The sequence below is a fragment of the Paenibacillus sp. YPG26 genome, from assembly GCF_023704175.1.
Lineage (GTDB): Bacteria > Bacillota > Bacilli > Paenibacillales > Paenibacillaceae > Fontibacillus.
On sequence record NZ_CP084530.1, the window covers coordinates 3,054,048 to 3,076,564 of the forward strand.

Below are 22,517 nucleotides of genomic sequence, written 5' to 3' on the forward strand. Positions count from 1 at the left end.
CCTTTTTTGTCCGTGACGGTTCCGTGGGTAGAATGTTATAATGTTAGGCAGTAAAAACCGGAACTATGGAATCCACACAGACTGGAAGGATGAAACGCGATGAACCCACTTGCCGAACAGTTAAACGAGAATATCAAAGCTGGTAATGCCAATGTGTATGAGGTGCTCTCGACACTTGGAAGAGAAATCTACTTCCCTAAGGAAGGCATCTTGAGCCAATCTGCTGAAGCCACAGCGAATGCCAAGAAGTACAATGCGACGATCGGGATTGCAACCGAGAACGGCGGACCCATGCACCTTGCCGTATTTCAGGAATCGCTGTCTGAATTTGATCCCAAGGATCTGTATCCTTATGCTCCTCCGGCTGGCAAGCCCGAGCTTCGCAAGGTATGGCGCAGCAAGATGCTGCAGGAGAACCCTTCTCTGGAAGGCAAGAGCTTCGGCAATCCTGTCGTGACGAACGCGCTCACCCACGGACTCAGCATAGTGGCGGATCTCTTTGTGGGTGAAGGAGACGCGGTGATCTACCCGGATAAGAACTGGGAGAACTACGAGCTGACCTTCGGAATCCGCCGTCACGGTCATATCGTGAACTACCCGCTGTTCACAGAGCAGATGACTTTTAACAGTGCGGGTCTTCGTGAAGCATTGCTGGCACAGAAGGACAAGGGCAAGGCTGTAGTCATTCTGAACTTCCCTAACAACCCGACCGGCTATACTCCCGGGGAAGCGGAAGGCCGTGAGATTGTTGACGCCCTGTATGAAGCGGCAGAGGCGGGCATCAACTTGGTTGTCGTTACCGATGATGCCTACTTCGGACTGTTCTTCGAAGACTCCATGCATGAATCCTTGTTCGGCAAGCTGGCGGGACTTCATCCGCGGATCCTTCCTGTCAAAATTGACGGAGCGACCAAGGAAGAGTACGTATGGGGCTTCCGCGTTGGCTTCATTACATTTGCCAGTGACAATCAGGAGGTGCTCACCGCGCTGGAACAGAAGACCCTTGGCATTATCCGGTCGACCATTTCAAGCGGAGCTCATCCTTCCCAGACTTTTGTCCTTGAAGCGCTTAAGTCTCCGGAGTTCGGATCTCAGAAGGAAGAGAAGTTCGGCGTGATGAAAGGACGGGCTAACAAAGTCAAGTCCCTCCTCGACAGCGGCAAATACGGAGATGTCTGGGACTACTACCCGTTCAACTCCGGTTACTTCATGTGTCTTAAGCTGAAGGATGTCTCTGCGGAGGCCGTTCGTCAGCATCTGATCCATCAGTATGGAGTCGGCACCATCGCGCTGGGAGAACATGATCTGCGCGTTGCTTTCTCCTGTATCGCGGAAGAGAATCTGGAAGAACTATACGACCTTATCTACCAGGCGGTTCAAGATCTCCAGCAATCTTAAGCTCAACCAGGCCATGGCCCAAGCACAGAACCCATCCCTGCCATACTATACCGTGTACCTATACAATAGTTCAGGGAAAGGGGTTAACTCTCATGGGTGAAATCAAAGAGTCAAGAGGCGGTTACGGTGGAATTGGTGGTGCATTTACAAGCACAGGTGCAATCCTAGTCCTGTTCATCCTGCTTGTGATCATCAGCCGTACCATTCTCCTCTAAAATATGCTTGGAAATCCAAAAAGTCTGCCTCCCCAGTATCTACTGCGGGAGGCAGACTTTTTTTGGCATTGCGGAGTAGAAATGTTATTCATCTTCCTCTTCCAGCTTCCAGCTGCGTGCGAACCGGCTTCTTAACAGAATCACCAGGATTATCCCCGCTGCCAGGCTGAACAAGAGCATTGCCGGCCGGGTGTAACCGAGTACAAGCATAGGCAGCCACGTGATTACAGCCAGAGCAGCTTGGACCCGGAACATAAGGCGCAGGGCTGCCTCAATATGGGCCCCTTCCGGCACGGGATAGAATGAGGCTGCCGGGGAATCGCGGTGATACTGGCGAAGTGTGCTGAGCTGCATCCCTGCCGCGAACAGGAAGAACAGGTAAATGACCGGTCCCCAGATTGAATTACCCGTCCACCATACAAGCAGCATCGAAAGCAGGGTCAGCCTGACAATAATGCCCAGAAGTTCACTTCGGACGAAGGTCTTGATTAAGAGATAACGGAAGGCGGTATCTTGTCCCCAAGGAACCGTGTTCCCCATCCCGGCCAACCAGCGGCGCGGGTATACCTTCTGTCCTTCCGCCGGTATATCAACGAACCAGCCAAGCAATAGCAGCACCCGCGAGGCCTGCGCCTTCTCGGTCGCAATCAGCATCTCCCAAGGAACCTGATGCTTCACAGTCAGACGCAGGGATAATACATAATTGACCCCGACTAGAATGGTGAAAAGCGCGCTTCGCAGAGGTGGCTGCCAGATCCATGCCGCAAGCATTAGAATAACGAGGCACCAGCGTAGCAGGCGGTATCCGCTTCGGGCGCGGGCAGAGCTCATCCGCAGCTCCTGCCAGGCGCCGTAGGAGCTGATCATTTTGAGCACAACAAGCGTAAGAGCCATAAGCCAGAGCGGCTTCGGATCCGGACTGCTGCGAACATACAGCGGCCACACAGCGATGAGAAGGATGAAGAGTCCGATTAGCTTATATATTATCCCACTGCGGTAAGCCGGGGTGAGATAAGGCTTCATCCTGTATTCCTGAGGCAGCAGGAATGTAAGGTCCGCTGGCTGCAGATACGTTCTGAAGCTGGCATACACCGTAAGCGGAGCAAGCAGAATTAACATAATCCAGCGAATGGGAAGCTCAGGGGGAATATGCTTCAGGAATGAGGTGTACCAGGCAGCAAAGGCAATGAACAGAATAAAGGTAAGCACAGCCACACCGCTTTGCACCACATAAGGAAAATACGGGACGATCTTCCCCCAAAAGGCGGCTCTCCGGCGGCTGCGCAGTGTTCTTAAATCCATGACATTACTCGCCGCCCTTCACTAGAGCATAGAAGATATTCTCCAGTGACTCTCCCGGTGCGTTCGCTTGCTGTGCAATCTCGTCCAGCGTCCCCTGCGCAACTACAGCTCCCCGGTGGAGAACTACGAATCTGTCACAATAGTGCTCAATCGTGGACAGAATATGAGAGCTGAGCAGAATCGACGCCCCGCTTCTCTTCATCTCCAGCATGAAATCCAGCAGGGAGCGAATTCCCAGCGGATCAAGCCCCAGGAACGGCTCATCGATAACATAGAGCGGCGGACGCGCCACGAAGGCGCTCATGATCATCACCTTCTGCTTCATCCCTTTGGATAAATGCATAGATAAGCTGTCTGCTTTCTCCCTCATGTGGAACAGATCCAGCAGCCTCTCCGAGCGCTCACGGTAAGCCTCCGGCTCAACGCCATAAGCCCGGGCTGTGAACTCCAAATGCTCACGGACCGTCAACTCTTCATACAGCAGCGGAGATTCCGGCACGAAAGCCAGCGAGGATTGATAGCTCTGCGGCGATTCATCCCTTGTCTTGCCCTGAACCAGAACCACCCCTTTATGAGGTGTCATTAGCCCAAGAATGTGCTTCATGGTCGTACTCTTTCCCGCTCCGTTCAGACCGATCAGACCGACCATTTCGCCCGGCTTCACATCAAAGTTAAGATTATGCAGCACCGGCTTCCCCAGGCTGTAGCCTCCGCTAAGCTCTTCAAGCTGCAGTACAGGTGTTTGTTCCAAGATCAGCCCCCCTTTACCAGATCAGATCAAATCACTTCGATTCACTTCACTTTAAATCGCTTCAAATCACTTCAAATCACTTCAATTCATACTCCTAACCAACCTGCCTGACAGGAACCCTACGAACGAGGCGGCTGTTTATCCTTGAGCCACTTCGGTGCACCCTTGTTCTTACGGTCACGGTGACGGTCCAGCTTCCGTTCGCTGACCTTCGATTCACTTCGGTTAGCTCTGGCATCCCCACCTGCCGTGCGGCTGATTGTACTGTTCTTGTCCTTACTTCCCATGCTTGCAGGCCTGACTCCGCGTTCTGGACGTGGTCTACTTGCGGAACCCGCCCTTGCTCCTCCTGCTTCGTGAGGATCAACGATACGTCCACCATACAAGGCGCGCTGAATGAACTCGATGCCAAGCTCCTTCGCGAACTTGCGGATGATGAATTCCTCACGGGGAGTAACGAGAGAGACGGCTAGTCCCTTACGGCCCATTCGCCCAGTCCGTCCCGAGCGGTGCACATAATGCTCCGAATCGATGGGCGGATCATAGTTGATAATAAGGCCTAGGTCTTCAATGTCCAGCCCTCTTGCCGCTACGTCACTGGCAATAAGCAGCTGGATGCTGCCTTCACGGAACCGCCGCAGCACAAGGCTCCGGGTCGTCTTGTCCGCATCGCCGTACAAGGCTTGCGCGTGAAGACCAACAAAGTTCATTTTGGCTTCTACTTCACCAATGTCCTGGGTGTTGTTAACGAATACGATGGCTTTGGGCGCATTATAGGTGCGGACGATACGCCGCAGCGTATCCACCTTCTCCCGTTCCTCAGTGACAAAATACACATGATCCAGGGTCTTGGACGTACGCTGTTCAGGTTCAATTCCGATCTCCGCCGGATCCTTCATCTCCCGATAGGCCAAGCTTCTAATCTCAGAGCTTATGGTTGCAGACAAGAAGAGAAGCTGTCTATCCCGGAGAGCTGCCCGGATAATATGCTCTACATCTCCTGAGCCGCCAAGCTGAAACACCTGGTCTACCTCATCCACAACCAGGGTCTTGACCTCATGCATCTTGAGCTTCTTCACAGCCAGCAGTTCCTTAATTCGTCCAGGCGTTCCCACTACAAGCTGGGGATGAAGCTTCAGCTTCTCAATCTGCCGTCCAATAGCGGCCCCGCCAATCAGAGCCTGTGCATGGATGCCCAGGGATTCGCCATAGCGCTGGCTTTCCCGAAGAATCTGCATAGCCAGCTCTTGCGTTGGCGCAAGAATTAGAGCTTGAGGCGATTTGACAGCCGGATTGATCCGCTGCAGGATTGGCAGCAGATAGGCCAAGGTCTTCCCCGTTCCGGTCTGCGACTGGGCGAGCACATCCCTGCCCTCCAGAACGGCCGGAATCGCCTGGGCTTGTACTTCGGACGGCTCTGTAATCCCGTATTCGGCCAGCTCCGAGGTTAATGCCTCATTCACACCGATTGAAGGAAACGTATTTATTGTCATGTAAGTATCATCCTTTATGTTTAAAGTCATTTAAAGCATTATGCAGTCACCGAAATGCGCGATATTTCCATTATATGCGAAACCTTCGATACCAACAAATCAAGATACATCCTCAAATCAAAAAAAGCCTCTCACTCCACGCCCGGAGTAAGAAGACTTGAAATTTATTTCTTATTCAAAAGTTTATAGCTGAGCCTGTCGGCCAAGCGGGGGAACAGCTGGTATAACTTGATTCCCATGCCTGCGGCCCACGGCAGATCAACTTCCGCTCTCCGCTTCTGGATCACCGAGACGATAGCAGACGCTACCTTCTGCGGCTTCATCATGAACCATTTCACATTCTTCACATAGCCGCCACCTGGATCTGCCAGCTCGAAGAAAGGCGTATCGATCGGCCCGGGATTCACTGTGGATACCGTTATGCCGAACTCTTTGACTTCCTGTCTCAACGCGTTGCTGAATCCAAGCACCGCATGCTTGGTGGCTGTATATGCAGTGGATTTGGAGGTCCCCAGCTTGCCCGCTATAGAAGCAATATTTACAATTTGGCCAGTACCTGCTCTCTTCATGAAAGGCAGAACAGCCTTGGTACACCGGACAATCCCCATATAGTTCACATTCATCATATCCGCAAATCCCTGCACAGGCATCTCATCACAATACTCGAATTTGCCGTAGCCGGCATTGTTGAGAAGCACATCAATTCGCCCATAGGATTCATAGATCCTATCGAATACCCTGGCCACCTCGTCATCGCTGCCGACATCCAGAGGAATAATCTCATGCTGTCCTGGAAGCATGGCGCCAACCTGTTCCAGCTTGTCCACTGAACGGGCAGTCAGAATCACAATGGCTCCCTGCTCAGACAGCATTCTTGAAGTCAAGGCTCCTATGCCGCTTGATGCCCCCGTCACAACAACTACCTTATCTCTCAGCATCTCCACCCGCATCCTTTCCCCATTCGGCGGTCTCTTCTCCGTCTCTCTGGAACCCCCGTTCCATATGCCGCCGTAGATGGTTCTATTCTACGAGATCATAACCTGAATATCCAGTTCGCCTACCCCATTGATCGTAAGTGGAATGAACAGCGCCTTGGAAGATGAACTGTCAGCACTGCTTGTTGATTTCACAACTTTGGGTGGAGTAATATCCACGGTGAAGCCCTGGTTCGACAGAATCGTACTCGCATTACCACTAATCATATTCCCCAGCTCTGAAATGGCGCTTGTTCCCATCTCGTCCATCTCTGTGATCACAAAACCACCCATCATGAGCGATACGATTCTCAAAGCGACATCCTCCTGCAATCCGAAGACCACATTGCCGCTGAGCTGTCCCGTCATGCCAACTTGAATCCATATGTGGTTATCCATATGAACAACATCCTTAATTCCAAGACTTCCGGCGGAAGGTGAAATTTGAATCACTTGTTCAATTACAAGCTTCGCGGATTCTAAAAAAGGATTGATCACTTCTGCCTTCACATAAATGCGCCCCTTTGCTCTGGGAAATTCCGCTTTCGCAACAATAGTCCCATCTTTGGTTAATTAATATTATACTTTATTCCTAGAAATAAATCATTACAAATTCATAAATACAAACCCTGTGAAATGAAGAGATTAAGATATATGGTCCTGGTCTCCTGATACATTGCCCTGATGAGGTGAATAGCCTATAATTATAGGAAAAGATTACACTTTTCTGATACGGAACAAGCAAATGTGATGTGTTCGAGCAATAAGGAGGAGTCCTATGAACATAAGTCAATTGGAGACGCTCATAACCATCTCCAAAACAAAAAGTTTTCGTAAGGCGGGCGAGCTTTTGAATCTGACCCAGCCTGCAGTGTCCGCTCAAATCAAGAGTCTTGAGGACGAATTTAAAACTGTTCTTGTTGATCGCAATCAGCCTGTCACCTTAACGGACCGGGGTCAGGTTTTTCTTGAGCATTCTGAACGGATTGTGGATATTGTGGAGGAATTGAAGCAAAAGCTCTCTGATATGGAGCATATTCCGCAGGGCCATATCGTGCTGGGTACCACCACATCGATTGCCATCCAGATTTTGCCTCGCATTCTGTCCTATTTCCAGGATCAATTCCCGTTAATCAAGACAAGCATTCAATCCATGCCCTCTTCCCAAATTTATCAGAACGTGGAGAATGGACTTGTGGATGTGGGGATTGGGTATCTGATCGAGCGAAATCCGCAGATTCATGCTTCAGCCCTGTATTATGACACCTTTGAGCTTGTTGTCTCCCCTTTCCATCCATTGGCACAGGCAAGGAACCCAGTTCTGAAAGATCTGCAAGGTGTGCCGTTAATTCTTCTCTCACCCGATACCGTTGGACGCAGATTCGTAGAGGATGTATTCAAGCAGCATCATATCGAGCCAAATGTGGTGATGGAGCTCTCAAGCAGCGAGGAAGTCAAGCGGATGGTCGAGATCAACCTGGGTGCCGCAATCATATCCAAGCAGTCCATTTCCCGTGAGCTTCGGCTTGGCACACTTCGCATTGTTCCTATCATCGAGCTTGAGGTTACCCATCCTGTCGGCGTTATCTATAAATCCAGTCGTTACATCAATTCGGCCATGCAGCAATTTCTTAACGATCTAAAAGGAATGCCGGAGACCCATTTCATCAGTTCAGAGTAGATAACGACGTACTGGCCCATTGAAAGGAGTATACAGCTTATGAAATTTGATCTTCACACTCACCATTTTCGGTGCGGCCATGCCGACGGAAATATTCGAGACTACATTGAGGCTGGAATTGCCGCTGGTCTTCAAGTAATTGGCATTAGCGATCATACGCCTTATTTCGGGAGTCCGGAGGAGCAGCCTTTTCCCCGAATTGCTATGGCCAAACAGGAATTAGTCAACTATGTGAATGAAGTACTCGCACTCAAGACGGAGTATGAGGGGAAGATCGACGTCCTATTGGGGATTGAATCTGACTTTTTCCCGGAGCATGCTGAGACTTATCGCCAAGTACTTGCTTCCTATCCGTTTGATTATATTATCGGCTCGGTTCACAGTACTTTTAATAGCAGCATCTTCAATAAATCCCGCTGGAAGGGTCTTCGGGACAAAGAAAGAATTGAGCATAAGGAAGAATACTACAATCTGATCCGTCAATCGGCGCGCAGTGGAATGTTCCAGATTCTCGGTCATATTGATGCCATGAAAGGGAACTACCCTGCCTTCTCCGATATTCCAGCAGAGGCAGCGATCGAGGATACCTTGAAGACGATTGCAGAGTCCAATGTGGCTATCGAGATCAACACCTCCGGTAAGACCAAGCTCAGCGGCGGCTGGTATCCATCAGATGCGATTCTGGAGCGGGCTTTGTTCCACAAGGTTAACGTCACTTTTGGATCAGATGCCCATAAGCCTTTCCGGGTAGGCGATGAATGGGCAGAGGTCGCCAAGCGTCTTAAGGAGATCGGGTTCAAGGAATGGGTATACTACAAAAACAAACAGCAAATCTCCGTGCCTCTCTAGAGTACGTCTTATCATACAGTCATAGTCAAAAGAGATCCGAGGCCTGACCTGGCATGGCTTATACCGCGCTACACCTAACCCCCTCCCCACCGGAGCGGGGTTAGACGTTATGTACAAAAAAAAGAGAACCCGAGAGGTTCGCCTCATCAGGTTCCAAAAACATTCAATATATTCAAAAGGGGGTCATGCTTCTATCTTACCCGCTTTCTGTTAGCGTTTAATAACAGCAATATTTCATTTGTGTAACAAAGCGTAAGGGAAATGTTAAACCTTCAGGGTAAATGTAATCAGTCTGGGATTACCATGCAAATTCATGCCGCCTTGGGGCTCTTCCTCTCTGCTCATCCCACAGTTCATCATGACCTTCCGGGAAGCTCTGTTGCTCTCCTCACATCTCCCCTGTATTAGCTTAAGGCCCAGCTCTTGAATTCCTAACTCGATTATAGCGCGAACCGCCTCGGTCGCGATCCCTTTGTTCCAGTAGGCAGGAGATATGCAGTAACCGAGAATGGCGGTTCCCTTCTTGTCATCCCATTTCTGCAGTGAGACCAGGCCGATCAGGCTCGTATCTTCATGCAGACAGACTGCAAAGTGCAGTGTGGACAGCGTGCGGTTGGACTCCTCGAAATATCGGTAGAGACGTGAGGGAAATAAAGCAGGAAAAGAGTGAAGGCCAAGATGCGGATATACGGAAGGATCTGAGATGCAGTTATACAGATTGGTTTTGTCTTCAGAGGTAATCTGTCTAAGTATAAGCCGATCGGTGCGAATTAAAGGGTAGTTCTTCCTGATGGCGGCTTTATCCAGCATATAAGCTCCCCGGATCACAGTTAAATCTCCTCAATCCCTTCATCGGATTCCCCGCCTTTGTCGCTTTTTACAGGATTATTGCGTGGCCCCCCGAGCGGTCCGCCCAGTGGTTCTTCCTTAAAGATCTGACGGAACACCCCAATCATGGATAAAGCATAGGCCACCGTTACAAAGCTGAATAATATTTCCATAATTACAACCAGCCGGCTGGTATCGTCCACGGGCCTGATATCCCCATAGCCTACAGTAGCGAAGGTGGCCAAGCTGAAGTAGAGAAAGGAGATCAGCTGAGAGATCAGGCTGTCACCAATGTTATCACCCTTAAATGCGCTTTCACCAAATGTTTTGTAGATTGACGTATACACCACCATGAAGAACAATATACACATCACTGTGGCGCTAAAAATACGGATCACCGTTGACTTAAGCTGCACCTCTTTGTTCACCGACAGTGCAATTCTGTGGAAGATGAAGATGATATAGAAGATCACCGAGAACAGCACGAACAGCAAAATAACTGCCCTCATCAAAGCGGGCGGGGCAAGTACAGAGGCAAAATCAATGAGCCCCAGCAAATCCTGCAGGCACAAGGCAATATAAATGATCACAGGTGCCAGAAGAATAACCCTTCCCGTAATACGCTTATCCACCCTGTAAAAGAGGACAGCCAATACAATTAAAGCCACCGCATCAAGGAAAAGTATTAGCGTCTGCATGTCAATCTACCTCCTCATTTCAAATTCTGCAGGAGAATCATTACCCTTAACAGGGTATGTCCGTACCATCCTAAATATGGGACCCATCCGGCTAAAGGGCTTTAGCTAGCTAACCATATTATACAAAAAAAGGCCGCTCCCTTCGACAGGGAGCAGCCTCTTAATGAAATTCTTCCTATACGCTGAGCCAGCGCTTGAACATATGCTTGGTGGTCTGCTTATTCATCTCGGCAATAGAAGTCGTCAGCGGAATACCTTTCGGGCAGGAACGCACACAGTTCTGCGAGTTGCCGCAGCCCTCAATGCCTCCATCCTCCATTAACGCTTCCAGACGTTCTTCCTTGTTCATCTCCCCGGTTGGGTGTGAATTGAACAGTCTGACCTGCGAGATCGCTGCCGGACCGATGAAGTTCGTCTTCTCATTCACGTTCGGACAAGCCTCAAGACACACCCCGCAGGTCATGCACTTGGACAGCTCGTATGCCCATTGACGCTTCTTCTCAGGCATCCGGGGTCCCGGTCCGAGGTCGTAAGTACCGTCAATTGGAATCCAGGCCTTAACCCGCTTGAGTGCATTGAACATCCGGCTGCGGTCAATGACCAGGTCACGAACGACCGGGAACGTCTTCATCGGCTCCACACGGATCGGCTGTTCCAGCTTATCAATCAGGGCCGCGCAAGCCTGGCGCGGTTTGCCGTTGATAACCATCGAGCATGCCCCGCACACCTCTTCCAAACAGTTGGATTCCCAGCATACTGGAGTCGTGTGCTTGCCGTCATGATTGACCGGATTACGCTGAATCTCCATCAGCGCGCTGATTACATTCATACCGGGACGATATGATAATTCGAACTCCTCTGTATAGGAAGCCGAGTCCGGCTGATCTTGGCGTGTGATAATGAACTTCACTTTTTTAGCAGCTGTTGTCTGCGCCATAGCCTGTTCCCCCTTCTATTAATCCTTCGAATAGTCTCGAACGCGCGGCGGGATCAAGGATACATCCACGTCCTCATATGCGATTTGAGGCCCTTCCGGCGTCCATGTAGCTTTGGTTGTCTTCAGGAATTCTTCATCATTACGATCCGGGAATTCCGGCTTATAATGGGCACCGCGGCTCTCATTGCGCAGCAGAGCTCCAAGTGTCATGGCTTCGGACAGCTCGAGCATGTTCCACAGCTGACGGGTAAATGCCGCGCCGCTGTTGTTCCAGTTCGACACATCATTGATATTAATGTTCTTATAACGGACTTTAAGTTCCTTAATCTTGTTAATCGTCGCTTCAAGCTTGCTATTATAACGAACGACGGTCATATTATCTGTCATCCACTCGCCGAGCTCTTTATGAATAACATAAGCATTTTCGGTACCATTCATGGCAAGGATATTCATGTACTTCTCTTCCTGCTGCTTCTTCGCACTGCTGTATACGCCTGGCTGGATATCTTCAGCTGATTTCTTAAGACCGCGGATATATTCCACTGCCTTCGGACCAGCCTGCATGCCGCCGAAGATGGCAGATACGAGCGAATTCGCGCCAAGCCGGTTGGCGCCGTGATATTGATACTCACACTCTCCAGCCGCGAACAGGCCGGGAATATTGGTCATTTGGTTGTAGTCCACCCACATGCCGCCCATGGAATAATGGACTGCCGGGAATATTTTCATAGGAATCTTACGCGGGTCATCACCCATGAACTTCTCGTAGATCTCGATAATACCGCCAAGCTTGACATCAAGCTCCTTCGGGTCTTTATGGGATAGATCAAGGTACACCATGTTCTCCCCGTTAATCCCCAACTTCTCATCGACACATACATGGAAGATCTCGCGGGTTGCGATGTCGCGCGGCACAAGATTGCCGTATGACGGGTATTTCTCTTCAAGGAAGTACCACGGCTTGCCATCCTTGTAAGTCCAGATGCGTCCACCCTCACCACGTGCGGATTCCGACATCAGCCGCAGCTTGTCATCCCCTGGAATGGCGGTCGGGTGAATCTGTATGAATTCACCGTTCGCATATTTGACACCTTGCTGATATACAGCACTCGCCGCTGTACCTGTGTTGATGACAGAGTTCGTGGTTTTACCAAAAATAATACCAGGGCCTCCCGTCGCCAGAATGACGGCATCGGACATGAAGGTCTGGATCTCCATGGACCGCAGGTCCTGAGCACAAATTCCGCGGCATACGCCCTCATCGTCCAGCACTGCCGAGAGGAACTCCCAGTGCTCATGCTTGGTGACAAGTCCTGCGGCTTCATATCTGCGAACCTGTTCATCCAAGGCGTACAGGAGCTGCTGCCCGGTAGTAGCGCCTGCGAAGGCGGTCCGGTGGCGCTTCGTGCCCCCGAACCGGCGGAAGTCAAGCAGGCCTTCCGGTGTCCGGTTGAACATGACGCCCATCCGGTCCATCAGGTGGATAATTCCAGGTGCCGCTTCACACATCGCCTTAACCGGCGGCTGATTGGCAAGGAAGTCTCCGCCATAGACGGTGTCATCGAAATGCTCCCATGGTGAATCACCTTCACCCTTGGTGTTAACTGCTCCGTTAATTCCACCCTGCGCGCACACGGAGTGTGACCGTTTGACCGGCACGAGGGAGAACAGCGTTACATGTACTCCCGCTTCCGCAGCTTTGATGGTGGCCATCAAGCCGGCTAGACCTCCGCCGACAATGACAATACTTTGTTTAGCCATAATCTATCGTCACTCCCTTATTATCCAATGAATGTTCCCAGGGTCTGAAGCAGTGCTTCGCCGCTCGCCTGAAATTCCGCATTACGGAATGCGAACAGCGACCAGATGAACATGATTGATACGATTACGAACAGAACCATGCAGATGTTGGAGGATACGCGCTGCGCACGAGGACCCACCGTTATTCCCCAGCTGACGAGGAACGACCAGAGACCGTTCGCGAAGTGGAACGCAGCTGACAGAATCCCAATCAGGTAGAACACAAAGTACACCGGATTGGTTACAATGTCATGCATAACGCCTCCCAGCTCTTCATGTGATACATGCCCTAACGCTACCTGTACACGAGTCTCATAGAGATGCCAGATGATAAATACAAGAACAATTACCCCTGTAACCCGCTGGAGCAGGTAACGCAGATTCCGCTCGTTGCGGTATCTTCCGTTGTTCGGCGAAGCCTGAAACGCAATGTAGAGTCCATAGATCGCATGGTAGATTAAAGGTAAGAAAATACCAAAAATTTCAAGAATCAGCACTAACGGCAGTCCGTTCAGGAAAGCCACACTATCCTTGAACCCCTGCGCCCCGCCCTCTACGGCAGAAAAATTCGTAATCATGTGTTCCAGAATGAAGAAACCTAGCGGTATAACACCCAGCAGTGAGTGCAGTTTTCTGGAATAAAACCCTTTCATAATTGCGCATACCCCTTTCCGGAATCCATCGTAACCGGCAGTATCAGAGACTGGCCGATACCATGTGAACAACTTGTGTCAGTTTTATGTTACTCCTTTTGAACTTATAATGGAATTGCAATATAATTATTAAATGTTATGTTATTTATGCATAAGGGGGCCTGACCATGTTAGAAGATCTACTTGTCTATATCACAGTGGTAGAGCAATCGAGTCTTAACAAAGCTTCAAAGCTGCTTAACCTGTCCCAGCCCGCCCTGTCACGCAAGATCGCGAAGCTTGAGGAAGAACTGGGGGTTCTGCTCTTCAACCGCAACGGCAAACGTCTGGAGCTAACCCGTACAGGTCAGCTTGTCTACACGTATGCCATCGAGCAAAGGCAGCGTCACGTGCAGTTTCTGGAGTCGATCTCCAGATACAGGCAAGCGGAGCGAAGCGTCCTGACTCTGGGAGCCAGTCTCACCACTATTCAGACTACGCTGCCTCCTCTGGTCGAGGCGCTCATGAATAAATACCCGGATACGGAGCTCAAGCTCGTTACCGGCAAGACTCATGAGATTGTGTCCAGCGTACGGGACAGAAAAGTCGACTTCGGCGTTGTGGCTTCATCCATTGAAGAGCCCGGCCTGCTGTGTATTCCACTCTTTGAGGACCATCTGGAGCTTGTCGTTCCCGTTCAGCACGAGCTGCTGCAGGAAGAACAGATTACGATGGAAGATCTTAGTGGACAGCCGATGATTATTTTCTCCAAAGGAACTTGGTACCGCCGAGTAATTGATGAATTATTCGCAAGACATAATGTCATCCCTGACATCAGAATGGAGATTGATTCCTTCGAGGCCATTGTCCGTCTGCTGCCGACCTGCAAAGCCGCGGCTCTCCTGCCAAGGTCATATCTCCGGGCGCCCCTGCTGGATAAGAATGAAGTGGTCACTATTCCCATGAGGGAGCTGGAACAGACCCGGAGAAGAACGTGCCTGATCTTCGGTCAGAAGACAGATCTGAATGCCGAGACCCGCCAGTGGATCGCCGAGATGAAGAAAACCCTCTCCAGTGCCATTTCCGTGTAAGACGGCTGACTGGCACATAAGAGAGGGGACTTATTCATTCCCTACTATTAACCGATTCCTCGAACTCCTCAATATTCTCGTTGGATCCGATAATCACCATAATATCACCCGTCTGGATCTGGTCCATCGCCGTAGGAGCCACGATGCAGCCGTTCGGCTTTTGAATGGCTACGATGCTGCACCCATAGCGGGCTCTCGGGTTCAGGTCACTAAGCGTCCGCCCATCCAGGGACTGGGGCACCTTCAATTCCACAATGCTGTAATCCTTCGACAGCTCAATATAATCGACCAGATTCGGATTCACAAGCTGATGGGCTACCCGCACTCCCATGTCTCTCTCCGGATAGACTACCTTGTCTACTCCAAGCTTCTCAAGGGCACGCCCGTGAAGCGTGGAGATCGCCTTGGATACCACCGTGCGGATTCCCATCTCTTTCAGCAGAATCGTGGCCATAATACTCGTCTGGATATCGTCCCCAATGGCTACAATCCCGCAGTCGAAATTGCGGATTCCAAGCGACCTAAGCATCTCCTCGTCTGTTGCATCGGCAACGACTGTATGGGTTAAGAAGTCGCTCATATCCGAGACAACCTCTTCATTCCGGTCTACTCCTAACACTTCATAGCCAAGTTCAATAAGCTCCATGGCAAGACTTGAGCCGAAGCGGCCAAGTCCAATAACCACAAATTGTTGTGTCTTCATCATAGGAAAATCTCCTTTTAACCAATTATCATTTTGCCTTCCGGATGTCTGTACAGCTCTTTCTCCTTCTTAGGCCCGAGTGCGTAGGCAAGAGTTAACAGTCCCAGCCTGCCCGCGAACATGGTCAGAGAGATCAGCACCTTGCCGAATACCGTCAGCTTGGCTGTCAGCCCCATGCTGAGTCCCACGGTTCCGAACGCGGAGGTGGTCTCGAACAAAATACTCAGGAAGCTTGCGTCTTCCGTGGCTGAGAGAATCATCGTTACAGCAATAATCAGGAACAGCGCGAACATCGTGACCGTGATCGCCTTATGAATACGCTCCTGTGCAAGGCGGTAGCGGAACAACACAAGCTCCTCTCTTCCCCGGATCATGGCCAGCACCGCGCCGACAAGAATGGTGAAGGTCGTCGTCTTGATCCCTCCACCCGTGGAGCCCGGCGATGCGCCGATAAACATCAGGATAATGATAAAGAACTGGGTCGCCTGTCTAAGAGCGCCGATATCCAGCGTATTGGCCCCGGCTGTTCTCGGAGTAACCGACTGGAACAGGGAGCCCCAAATCTTGCCCCCCCAATCCAGAGGCGCGAGCGTCCTCGAATTCGTGAACTCGAACACGAAGATAACCAGAGTGCCTATCGCAATAAGCACAGCCGTCATTGAGAGCACAACTTTGGAATGAAGCGAGAGCCTCCATTTCGTCCGGCGATTACGGAAGCCGGTTAAATCTGAGATCACGACAAAGCCGATTCCGCCCGATACAATCAGGAACATGGTGACCAGATTAACAACAGGATCATTAACGAACCCGGTCAGGCTCCGGTATTCGCCGAACAAGTCAAAGCCCGCATTATTGAACATCGACACCGCGTGGAAGATGCCGAAGTAGACCGCTTGTCCGACCGGCATCTCAAAGGCCCACCGGATAGAGTAGACCAGCGCGGCGCACAATTCGATCAGCAGGGAGTAGGTTAACACTTTCCGGATAAGCCGGACGATTCCCTCCATCGTATTCTGATTCATAGCTTCCTGAAGCAGAAGACGATCCTTCAAAGAAATTTTGCGTTTGAATACCATAGCGAACAAGGTGGCCATGGTCATGAATCCCAGCCCGCCGACCTGGATGAGCATCATAATGACAACCTGGCCAAATCTGGTGAAGTCCAAGCCTGTATCCCTGACGACCAGTCCTGTTACGCAGGTTGCCGACGTGGATGTGAACAGCGCATCAATGAATGCAAGCGGCCTTCCGCTCGTATTCGAAATCGGGAGCATAAGCAGCAGTGTGCCAAGCATAATAATAGCAGCAAAGCCAAGCACCAGGATTTGGGGCGGGGATAGCTTGGGTATTCTATACTTCAAAACCTGTTCACCTCTTCATTAAGAATAGCAATTGTGTTATCTTTACTGTGGCTTAAGTTTGTTTCATCTATTTACATATTAATATAAATTAAAGGAGTTTGCTCATGAAAGCTGAAAGGCCGATACACAAGCTGCCGCCAAACAACAAAGCTCTATGGATTATGGCCGTCATTGGACTGGCTGTATTCCTGTACATTCAGGTATTTCCTCTCACCTCCAACTCTACAGATGGACTCCAGCAGGAGCGTACTGGTCAGATCATCAGCAAAGAGAAGGCAATACAGGCAGCACATCAATTCACGGAGACCACACTCGGCCTTGACCGCACGGATACGGAGACAAAGCCTCTGGTCACCTACCAATCTGACTCTGAATTCTATGGCTACTTAAGCAAGTCAAATCTGCTTACTGCGTATAATAATAAATATGAGAAGCGATTCCCTTACGACATCTATCGTGTCAGCTTCTCGAATCCCGATTCGCATATCAAGCAGCTTGAAGTAGATGTACATATGACTACGGGCGCTGTTGTTGGCTTTGAAGCCGTTCAGCTGTATTCCCGCAAAGACCGGGAGGTCATGCTGGATCAGAACCAGCCAGTCGCCCTGCAGACTTTGCAGCAGCTGGAAGGGAAGCTGTCTCTGACAGACAAACAGAATAAAGCGATTCCCTATCTCGAGGCCTTAGGCTACCGGGCTCATGAGCTGGACCTGGCCAGCGGTCCGGATGATCTCGGTCTAACCTATCTGGTTAGCAAGCACGTGATTGGTGATGCTCATGCCGAGCTGAGGTTCCAATTCGAGTATGGTCAAGTGTCCTCCATGGAGGCCGCCTTCAGCGTACCTCGGTCTCACCTGGATTATGTAGAATCGCAGACCCGCCTGGCTAACTGGCTCTATTTCGGTGGATACGCGCTGCTCTCCTTCGTGCTTGGAATTCTCGCTATCGTGTATAGCGCAAGAAGCCGTCCGTACGCTTCCTTTGGACGGGGTATTTTCCTGAGTGTATTTTACTTTGCGGTTAACATCTTCTCTGTCATCAATCTGATGCCTATCCTGCAATCTCAGAACATGTCCAAAGGGACGTTCACCATCCTACTTGTGATTCAGTTCCTATTCACACTGATGGTCAGCGCTTCAATCTACTTCTCTCTCGTAGGCGGAGATGGCCTGTGGCGGAAGCAGGGGAACAACATGTGGATGCGCGCCAATGAGCCTGGTTATGGGAGACACGTTCTGAATTCAATGACCCAAGGCTATGCATGGGCCTGCATCCTGCTGGGTGCCCAGTCTGTTATCTTCGTGCTGCTTGAAGGAACGATTCACGCCTGGTCCACAACCGATGCTACCCAATCGACCTATAATATGGTATACCCTTGGTTATTCCCTTTGGTAGCCTGGACTGCGGGCATTGGGGAAGAAGCCGTATACCGGTTGTTCGGCATCCCAATACTGAAGAAAATATTCCGCAGCGTCTGGATCGCCAGTCTGATCTCGTCCTTAATCTGGGCGTTCGGCCATACGCTGTATCCCATCTATCCCGTCATCTCAAGACCGATAGAGCTGGCCTTCATTGGCTTGTTATTCAGCTTCATCTTCCTACGCTCGGGTTATATAACTGTTCTTTTCGCCCATGTTATCTTTGACAGTATTCTCATGGGGCTAAGCCTAATGATCATGGGGGGTATTGGTAATATCCTGACAGGCATTTTCTATATTCTGCTCCCTGGAGTGGTAGGTTACTTGATCTATGTATTCAAGCGGCGGCGAGAGCCGGGACTGCCTACCTTTGTCCAGGAAGATTAATAACTTGGCACAATCGCGTTCTCATTCACCAACAAGACTAAAGCAGGCCACCTAAGGTAAATTCCCAGGTGGCCTGCTTACTTATTTAATAACACGGCTCTGTTCAAGTTAAATGTTGATTTTTGATACCTATCCGAATTCTTAATATAATCAATATAAGAACAAGTATTCGGGGAGAATGGTAAAAGGAGGAATAGTTATGACAAATAACGTAAAACAGAGAAGAATAATTCTAGACTTAGCAGTTACTTTAGATGGCTTTATTGAAGGGAAAAATGGAGAAGTTGATTGGTGCATTATGGAGCCTGATATGGGGTTTACTGATTTCTTAAATCAAATTGATACAATTTTATATGGTAGAAAAAGCTACGATTTATGGGGAAGATATATTCCAGAAAATGAAGCCCCTGATACCGAAAAAGAAATTTGGAAATTGGTTCATAGTAAAAAGAAATTTGTTTTTTCCAGAACACAAAATGAGATCGACAATCAAGCAGTATTTATAAATGATAATATTCTTGAAGAAGTAAATAAATTGAAGAAAAAGTCTGGTAAAGACATCTGGCTATATGGGGGAGCGAGTCTCATTACAACTTTTATCAATTTGCGGCTTGTTGATGAATTTAGATTATCTATTCACCCAGTTGTTTTGGGAGAAGGAAAACCATTGTTTATTGATTTAAAACAGAGGATACATTCAAAAATGGTTAATACAAAAACATTTTCCTCTGGCGTTGTGCAAATAATTTATCATTCAAATGGTAACTAAATAATCTTCCACTCCAAAGATGTGTTGTAATAAATATTATAGTGTAATACTCGACAGTAGTTTCACCTATTGAACTAAAGGGGAACCCACTAATAATGGGTTCCCCTTATATTTTGGAATTATCAAAATTAAATTTTAACAGAGCCAATAACATAAATAATAAATATTTCAGCTTGCAGCATACTACGGAGTTACACTCTCTTCTTCGTCCCGGAGAGCAGCTATAATCTGTCTGGCAAGCTTATCGCCTATGGATAATGGCCGGAAATCTTCAATGGAAGCTTCTTTGATCTTCTTCAGAGAACCGAAATGCCTCAGCAGTGCCTTTCTCCGCTTCTCTCCAATCCCCGGAATCGAATCCAGACGCGAGGTCACCATTGACTTGCCCCGCTGTTCCCGGTGGAAGCTGATCGCAAAGCGGTGAACCTCATCCTGTATACGCTGCAGAAGGTAGAACTCCTGGCTGTCTCTGGGAAGGTTAACCGGCTCCGCCGGATCTCCGATCATGAGCTGGGCTGTCTTGTGCTTCGTATCCTTCACCAGACCGCCTACGGGAACGAATAGTCCCAGCTCATTCTCCAGAACATCAATAGCCGCAGAGATCTGCCCTTTACCGCCATCGACCACAATCAGATCGGGAAGCGGCAGGTTCTCCTTGAGCACCCGCTCGTACCGTCTGCGGATGACTTCGCGCATGGTCTCGTAGTCATCCGGGCCCTGCACGGTCCGTACTTTGTATTTCCGGTATTCCTTCTTATCGGGCTTGCCATCCGTAAATACTACCATAGCAGATACCGGATTGGCGCCTTGAATATTGGAGTTGTCAAATGCTTCGATTCGCCTCAGCGAGGACAGACCGATCCAGTTACCCAGACTTTCCGAGGCTTTGGACGTGCGTTCCTCATTCCGTTCAATCAGGCGGAACTTCTCGTTCAGGGCTACCCGGGCATTCTCGACACCCATCAAGACCATTTGGCGCTTGAGTCCGCGCTGCGGCACATAGACCTTGATTCCAAGCCACTGCTGCAGTGAAGCCGCCCCGCCAACCGCGTCCGTCAGTCCGGAAGCCGCCCGATCTGATGACATTAAGTCTGCGCCCTCGGCACCCGTCTTATCGTCAGCATCCGGCTCTTCGGCTGATTCTGCCGGCTCTGTACTGGATAACTCACCACCAGCCGCATCCTCTTCCGAGATTTTGGCCGCAAGCGCTTCGGCCGAGAGAAACAGGGGCTTGGCCTCATTCACAGAGGGGACATCATTATCAGCAGCAGCCGCAGTGCTTTCTCCCTCACCTGGTTCGCCGTCCGTCTGCTGCTCGCGTTCTTCCCGCTCCTCGCTCTCCTCCATACCCGGCAGCAGAATCTCCTGCGGCAGAGCCGGATTATCGCTGTAGTACTGGGTTACGAAAGAGAGGAAGTCAGAGTAGGCATCGCCATAGAACGGAAATATGGAGGCATGACGTTCGATCATTTTACCCTGGCGCATGTACAGAATCTGTACACACATCCACCCTTTGTCCACAGCGAATCCGAAGACGTCGCGGTCTCTGGAGTCCGCCATGGATATCTTCTGCTTCTCCATAAGCGCATCGATATTAATGATCTGGTCACGAAGCTCTTTGGCTCTCTCGAAATACAGATCCTCCGCCGCCTCTTCCATCTTGCGCCGAAGCTCTTTCTTAATCTCCTCATGTCCACCGCTCAGGAAGCGTGTAATTTCCTGGGAAATCTCGTCATATGATGTCCGCGGAACCTCCTGTACACAAGGAGCCATACACTGTCCCATGTGATAGTACAGGCATACCTCCTTCGGCATAACATTACACTTCCGAAGCGGATACATCCGGTCCAGCAGCTTCTTGGTCTGATGGGCCGCATATCCATTCGGATAGGGGCCGAAGTACTTCGCTTTATCCTTAAGTATCCGCCGGGTCACTTCCAGGCGCGGATGCTCTTCATTCGTTATTTTGATATACGGAAAAGTCTTGTCATCCTTCAGCAGCACATTATAGCGCGGCATATGCTTCTTAATCAGATTGCACTCCAGAATGAGTGCTTCCATGTTGCTTGCAGTTACAATATATTCGAAATCACGTATCTCGGTCACAAGCCGCTGCGTCTTCCCGTCATGACTGCCCCTGAAGTAGGAGCGGACACGATTCTTCAGCACTTTGGCTTTGCCGACATAGATGATGGTGCCTTCTTTGTTCTTCATTAAATAACAGCCTGGAAGGTCTGGAAGAAGAGCAAGCTTATCGTTGATCGCTTCGAGTGCCTTCTCCTGCTCATTCCATTCCTGGATGAAATCGTCCACACAACTCTCTCCTCTCCGCTTGAAATCCTGCCCTGAGCGGGATGGACCTTACCTTACAATGTCTTGCAATCAACGAAAGAAAACGCCCCCGGGGCATACCGGAGGCGTCTTTGCTTACAAGAACAGATTACTGATGCTTTGCAAGCAGATTCTTAAGGGACTCTTTGGAGTTCAGACCGACAACCTTATCGACCGGCTGGCCGTCTTTGAAGAAGATCAATGTAGGAATGCTCATCACGCCGAAACGGGAAGCCGATTCAGGATTCTCGTCCACATTCACTTTTGCAATCTTAACGTCTACCTCACTTGCCAGTTCATCCAGAATTGGAGCCAACATTTTGCAAGGACCGCACCAAGGCGCCCAGAAGTCAACAAGTACAGTTCCTTGTCCTTCTACTTCAGTACTGAAGGATTGATCCGACACATTTACGATAGCCATGTATATCTCCTCCTTATGGTTTAGAACATCATATGTTGTAGATAAGTCAGTCCATGAATGGAATTAAAGCTTAAGTTCCTTCCATATAGCGACAAATTAAGTATACCACATTTTTTTAGTAAATGGGAAACAGTAAGAGCCTGTTGTTCTTTACAAATGTTTTGGCGTTTGGTTATACTAATAATAACCCAAAACGGTTTTGTCTATGACTATTTTTATGGATTAATTTTGACGAGGAGGCCCCGGCGCCATGGAGACCCCAATTCGCGTGAATGACCCGCGGCAGCACATTAACGAAGAACCCCGTAATGACTTTGGCGATCTCATGCTCGGCTTCACCGGCATGTTCGCGCTGATGTTTGTAATTTTCTTCGGCATGGTTATTTGGAAGTTCATTGCCAGCTAAGGCCCGCCAACTGAAATTTAATAATGATGAAGAATAAGCGAACACCTTCCACGTAGAAATACGACAGGAAGG

At 49.7% G+C, this 22,517-nt stretch carries 22 protein-coding genes; 8 read left to right on the top strand and 14 right to left on the bottom strand.

The genetic code is table 11. The annotated features are described in order from the left end of the window. The first annotated feature begins 99 nt into the window (after positions 1-99). Positions 100-1,398, top strand: coding sequence for an aminotransferase class I/II-fold pyridoxal phosphate-dependent enzyme (locus tag LDO05_RS14480; protein WP_251376080.1), 1,299 nt, complete (start codon positions 100-102; stop codon positions 1,396-1,398). 92 nt (positions 1,399-1,490) lie between these two features. After that, positions 1,491-1,613, top strand: coding sequence for a YjcZ family sporulation protein (locus tag LDO05_RS14485; RefSeq protein ID WP_251376081.1), 123 nt, complete (start codon positions 1,491-1,493; stop codon positions 1,611-1,613). An 84-nt stretch (positions 1,614-1,697) separates the two neighbouring features. On the opposite strand, the gene LDO05_RS14490 is transcribed toward LDO05_RS14485, so the two are convergent. The 5 genes from LDO05_RS14490 to LDO05_RS14510 all read right to left on the bottom strand — a co-directional run bounded on the left by LDO05_RS14490 (position 1,698) and on the right by LDO05_RS14510 (position 6,643). Beyond that, on the bottom strand, positions 1,698-2,915 hold the full coding sequence (locus tag LDO05_RS14490) for an ABC transporter permease (RefSeq protein ID WP_251376082.1): 1,218 nt from the start codon (positions 2,913-2,915) through the stop codon (positions 1,698-1,700). Positions 2,916-2,919: 4 nt separating this feature from the next. After that, positions 2,920-3,666, bottom strand: a complete 747-nt coding sequence (locus LDO05_RS14495; protein ID WP_251376083.1) for an ABC transporter ATP-binding protein — start codon at positions 3,664-3,666, stop codon at positions 2,920-2,922. A gap of 119 nt (positions 3,667-3,785) precedes the next feature. After that, entirely contained in the window at positions 3,786-5,159 is a 1,374-nt protein-coding gene (locus LDO05_RS14500; protein WP_251376084.1) for a DEAD/DEAH box helicase, read from the bottom strand. 164 nt (positions 5,160-5,323) lie between these two features. Next, positions 5,324-6,103, bottom strand: a complete 780-nt coding sequence (locus LDO05_RS14505) for an SDR family NAD(P)-dependent oxidoreductase (protein WP_251376085.1) — start codon at positions 6,101-6,103, stop codon at positions 5,324-5,326. Positions 6,104-6,184: 81 nt separating this feature from the next. Then, entirely contained in the window at positions 6,185-6,643 is a 459-nt protein-coding gene (locus LDO05_RS14510) for a chemotaxis protein CheX (RefSeq protein ID WP_251376086.1), read from the bottom strand. 268 nt (positions 6,644-6,911) lie between these two features. Between LDO05_RS14510 and LDO05_RS14515 the strand changes: the two genes are divergently transcribed. Next, a complete protein-coding gene (locus LDO05_RS14515) occupies positions 6,912-7,814 on the top strand; it encodes a LysR family transcriptional regulator (protein ID WP_251376087.1) in 903 nt (300 codons plus the stop codon). Between the two features lie 39 nt (positions 7,815-7,853). Continuing rightward, positions 7,854-8,663, top strand: coding sequence for a histidinol-phosphatase (locus LDO05_RS14520; protein WP_251376088.1), 810 nt, complete (start codon positions 7,854-7,856; stop codon positions 8,661-8,663). Positions 8,664-8,927: 264 nt separating this feature from the next. On the opposite strand, the gene LDO05_RS14525 is transcribed toward LDO05_RS14520, so the two are convergent. From LDO05_RS14525 to LDO05_RS14545, 5 genes are all read right to left on the bottom strand, one after another. Then, positions 8,928-9,491: a GNAT family N-acetyltransferase gene (locus LDO05_RS14525; RefSeq protein ID WP_251376089.1), complete on the bottom strand. Its 564-nt coding sequence runs from the start codon at positions 9,489-9,491 to the stop codon at positions 8,928-8,930. A 2-nt stretch (positions 9,492-9,493) separates the two neighbouring features. Then, complete coding sequence (locus tag LDO05_RS14530) at positions 9,494-10,189, bottom strand: potassium channel family protein (RefSeq protein ID WP_251376090.1); 696 nt, start codon at positions 10,187-10,189, stop codon at positions 9,494-9,496. A 175-nt stretch (positions 10,190-10,364) separates the two neighbouring features. Continuing rightward, entirely contained in the window at positions 10,365-11,126 is a 762-nt protein-coding gene (gene sdhB / locus LDO05_RS14535) for a succinate dehydrogenase iron-sulfur subunit (RefSeq protein WP_251376091.1), read from the bottom strand. Between the two features lie 18 nt (positions 11,127-11,144). After that, the gene (gene sdhA, locus LDO05_RS14540; protein WP_251376092.1) at positions 11,145-12,887 is read right to left on the bottom strand and encodes a succinate dehydrogenase flavoprotein subunit; all 1,743 of its coding nucleotides are present in this window, start codon (positions 12,885-12,887) and stop codon (positions 11,145-11,147) included. 20 nt (positions 12,888-12,907) lie between these two features. Beyond that, a complete protein-coding gene (locus tag LDO05_RS14545; RefSeq protein WP_251376093.1) occupies positions 12,908-13,579 on the bottom strand; it encodes a succinate dehydrogenase cytochrome b558 subunit in 672 nt (223 codons plus the stop codon). 167 nt (positions 13,580-13,746) lie between these two features. Between LDO05_RS14545 and LDO05_RS14550 the strand changes: the two genes are divergently transcribed. After that, positions 13,747-14,649, top strand: coding sequence for a LysR family transcriptional regulator (locus LDO05_RS14550; protein ID WP_251376094.1), 903 nt, complete (start codon positions 13,747-13,749; stop codon positions 14,647-14,649). Between the two features lie 34 nt (positions 14,650-14,683). Here the strand turns inward: LDO05_RS14550 and LDO05_RS14555 are convergent, their stop codons facing one another. Together LDO05_RS14555 and LDO05_RS14560 are read right to left on the bottom strand one after the other, a co-directional pair. After that, positions 14,684-15,352, bottom strand: a complete 669-nt coding sequence (locus LDO05_RS14555; protein WP_251378736.1) for a potassium channel family protein — start codon at positions 15,350-15,352, stop codon at positions 14,684-14,686. Between the two features lie 17 nt (positions 15,353-15,369). Further along, the gene (locus tag LDO05_RS14560; protein ID WP_251376095.1) at positions 15,370-16,713 is read right to left on the bottom strand and encodes a TrkH family potassium uptake protein; all 1,344 of its coding nucleotides are present in this window, start codon (positions 16,711-16,713) and stop codon (positions 15,370-15,372) included. 104 nt (positions 16,714-16,817) lie between these two features. On the opposite strand from LDO05_RS14560, the gene LDO05_RS14565 reads away from it, so the two are divergent. After that, positions 16,818-18,518, top strand: a complete 1,701-nt coding sequence (locus tag LDO05_RS14565) for a CPBP family intramembrane glutamic endopeptidase (protein ID WP_251376096.1) — start codon at positions 16,818-16,820, stop codon at positions 18,516-18,518. Positions 18,519-18,717: 199 nt separating this feature from the next. Then, positions 18,718-19,287, top strand: coding sequence for a dihydrofolate reductase family protein (locus LDO05_RS14570; protein ID WP_251376097.1), 570 nt, complete (start codon positions 18,718-18,720; stop codon positions 19,285-19,287). 183 nt (positions 19,288-19,470) lie between these two features. On the opposite strand, the gene uvrC is transcribed toward LDO05_RS14570, so the two are convergent. Beyond that, entirely contained in the window at positions 19,471-21,501 is a 2,031-nt protein-coding gene (gene uvrC / locus LDO05_RS14575; RefSeq protein WP_251378737.1) for an excinuclease ABC subunit UvrC, read from the bottom strand. A 226-nt stretch (positions 21,502-21,727) separates the two neighbouring features. After that, complete coding sequence (trxA, locus tag LDO05_RS14580) at positions 21,728-22,039, bottom strand: thioredoxin (RefSeq protein ID WP_251376098.1); 312 nt, start codon at positions 22,037-22,039, stop codon at positions 21,728-21,730. A 250-nt stretch (positions 22,040-22,289) separates the two neighbouring features. On the opposite strand from trxA, the gene LDO05_RS14585 reads away from it, so the two are divergent. Continuing rightward, a complete protein-coding gene (locus LDO05_RS14585) occupies positions 22,290-22,445 on the top strand; it encodes a YqzM family protein (RefSeq protein WP_251376099.1) in 156 nt (51 codons plus the stop codon). Positions 22,446-22,517: the final 72 nt, after the last annotated feature.

What these genes read in the sequence shown, in the direction of transcription:
- LDO05_RS14480 (WP_251376080.1), top strand. Translation starts at nt 100, where the DNA reads ATGAACCCACTTGCCGAACAGTTAAACGAGAATATCAAAGCTGGTAAT.
- LDO05_RS14485 (WP_251376081.1), top strand. Translation starts at nt 1,491, where the DNA reads ATGGGTGAAATCAAAGAGTCAAGAGGCGGTTACGGTGGAATTGGTGGT.
- LDO05_RS14490 (WP_251376082.1), bottom strand. Translation starts at nt 2,915, where the DNA reads ATGGATTTAAGAACACTGCGCAGCCGCCGGAGAGCCGCCTTTTGGGGG.
- LDO05_RS14500 (WP_251376084.1), bottom strand. Translation starts at nt 5,159, where the DNA reads ATGACAATAAATACGTTTCCTTCAATCGGTGTGAATGAGGCATTAACC.
- LDO05_RS14515 (WP_251376087.1), top strand. Translation starts at nt 6,912, where the DNA reads ATGAACATAAGTCAATTGGAGACGCTCATAACCATCTCCAAAACAAAA.
- LDO05_RS14520 (WP_251376088.1), top strand. Translation starts at nt 7,854, where the DNA reads ATGAAATTTGATCTTCACACTCACCATTTTCGGTGCGGCCATGCCGAC.
- LDO05_RS14530 (WP_251376090.1), bottom strand. Translation starts at nt 10,189, where the DNA reads ATGCAGACGCTAATACTTTTCCTTGATGCGGTGGCTTTAATTGTATTG.
- sdhB (WP_251376091.1), bottom strand. Translation starts at nt 11,126, where the DNA reads ATGGCGCAGACAACAGCTGCTAAAAAAGTGAAGTTCATTATCACACGC.
- sdhA (WP_251376092.1), bottom strand. Translation starts at nt 12,887, where the DNA reads ATGGCTAAACAAAGTATTGTCATTGTCGGCGGAGGTCTAGCCGGCTTG.
- LDO05_RS14545 (WP_251376093.1), bottom strand. Translation starts at nt 13,579, where the DNA reads ATGAAAGGGTTTTATTCCAGAAAACTGCACTCACTGCTGGGTGTTATA.
- LDO05_RS14550 (WP_251376094.1), top strand. Translation starts at nt 13,747, where the DNA reads ATGTTAGAAGATCTACTTGTCTATATCACAGTGGTAGAGCAATCGAGT.
- LDO05_RS14555 (WP_251378736.1), bottom strand. Translation starts at nt 15,352, where the DNA reads ATGAAGACACAACAATTTGTGGTTATTGGACTTGGCCGCTTCGGCTCA.
- LDO05_RS14565 (WP_251376096.1), top strand. Translation starts at nt 16,818, where the DNA reads ATGAAAGCTGAAAGGCCGATACACAAGCTGCCGCCAAACAACAAAGCT.
- LDO05_RS14570 (WP_251376097.1), top strand. Translation starts at nt 18,718, where the DNA reads ATGACAAATAACGTAAAACAGAGAAGAATAATTCTAGACTTAGCAGTT.
- uvrC (WP_251378737.1), bottom strand. Translation starts at nt 21,501, where the DNA reads ATGAAGAACAAAGAAGGCACCATCATCTATGTCGGCAAAGCCAAAGTG.
- trxA (WP_251376098.1), bottom strand. Translation starts at nt 22,039, where the DNA reads ATGGCTATCGTAAATGTGTCGGATCAATCCTTCAGTACTGAAGTAGAA.
- LDO05_RS14585 (WP_251376099.1), top strand. Translation starts at nt 22,290, where the DNA reads ATGGAGACCCCAATTCGCGTGAATGACCCGCGGCAGCACATTAACGAA.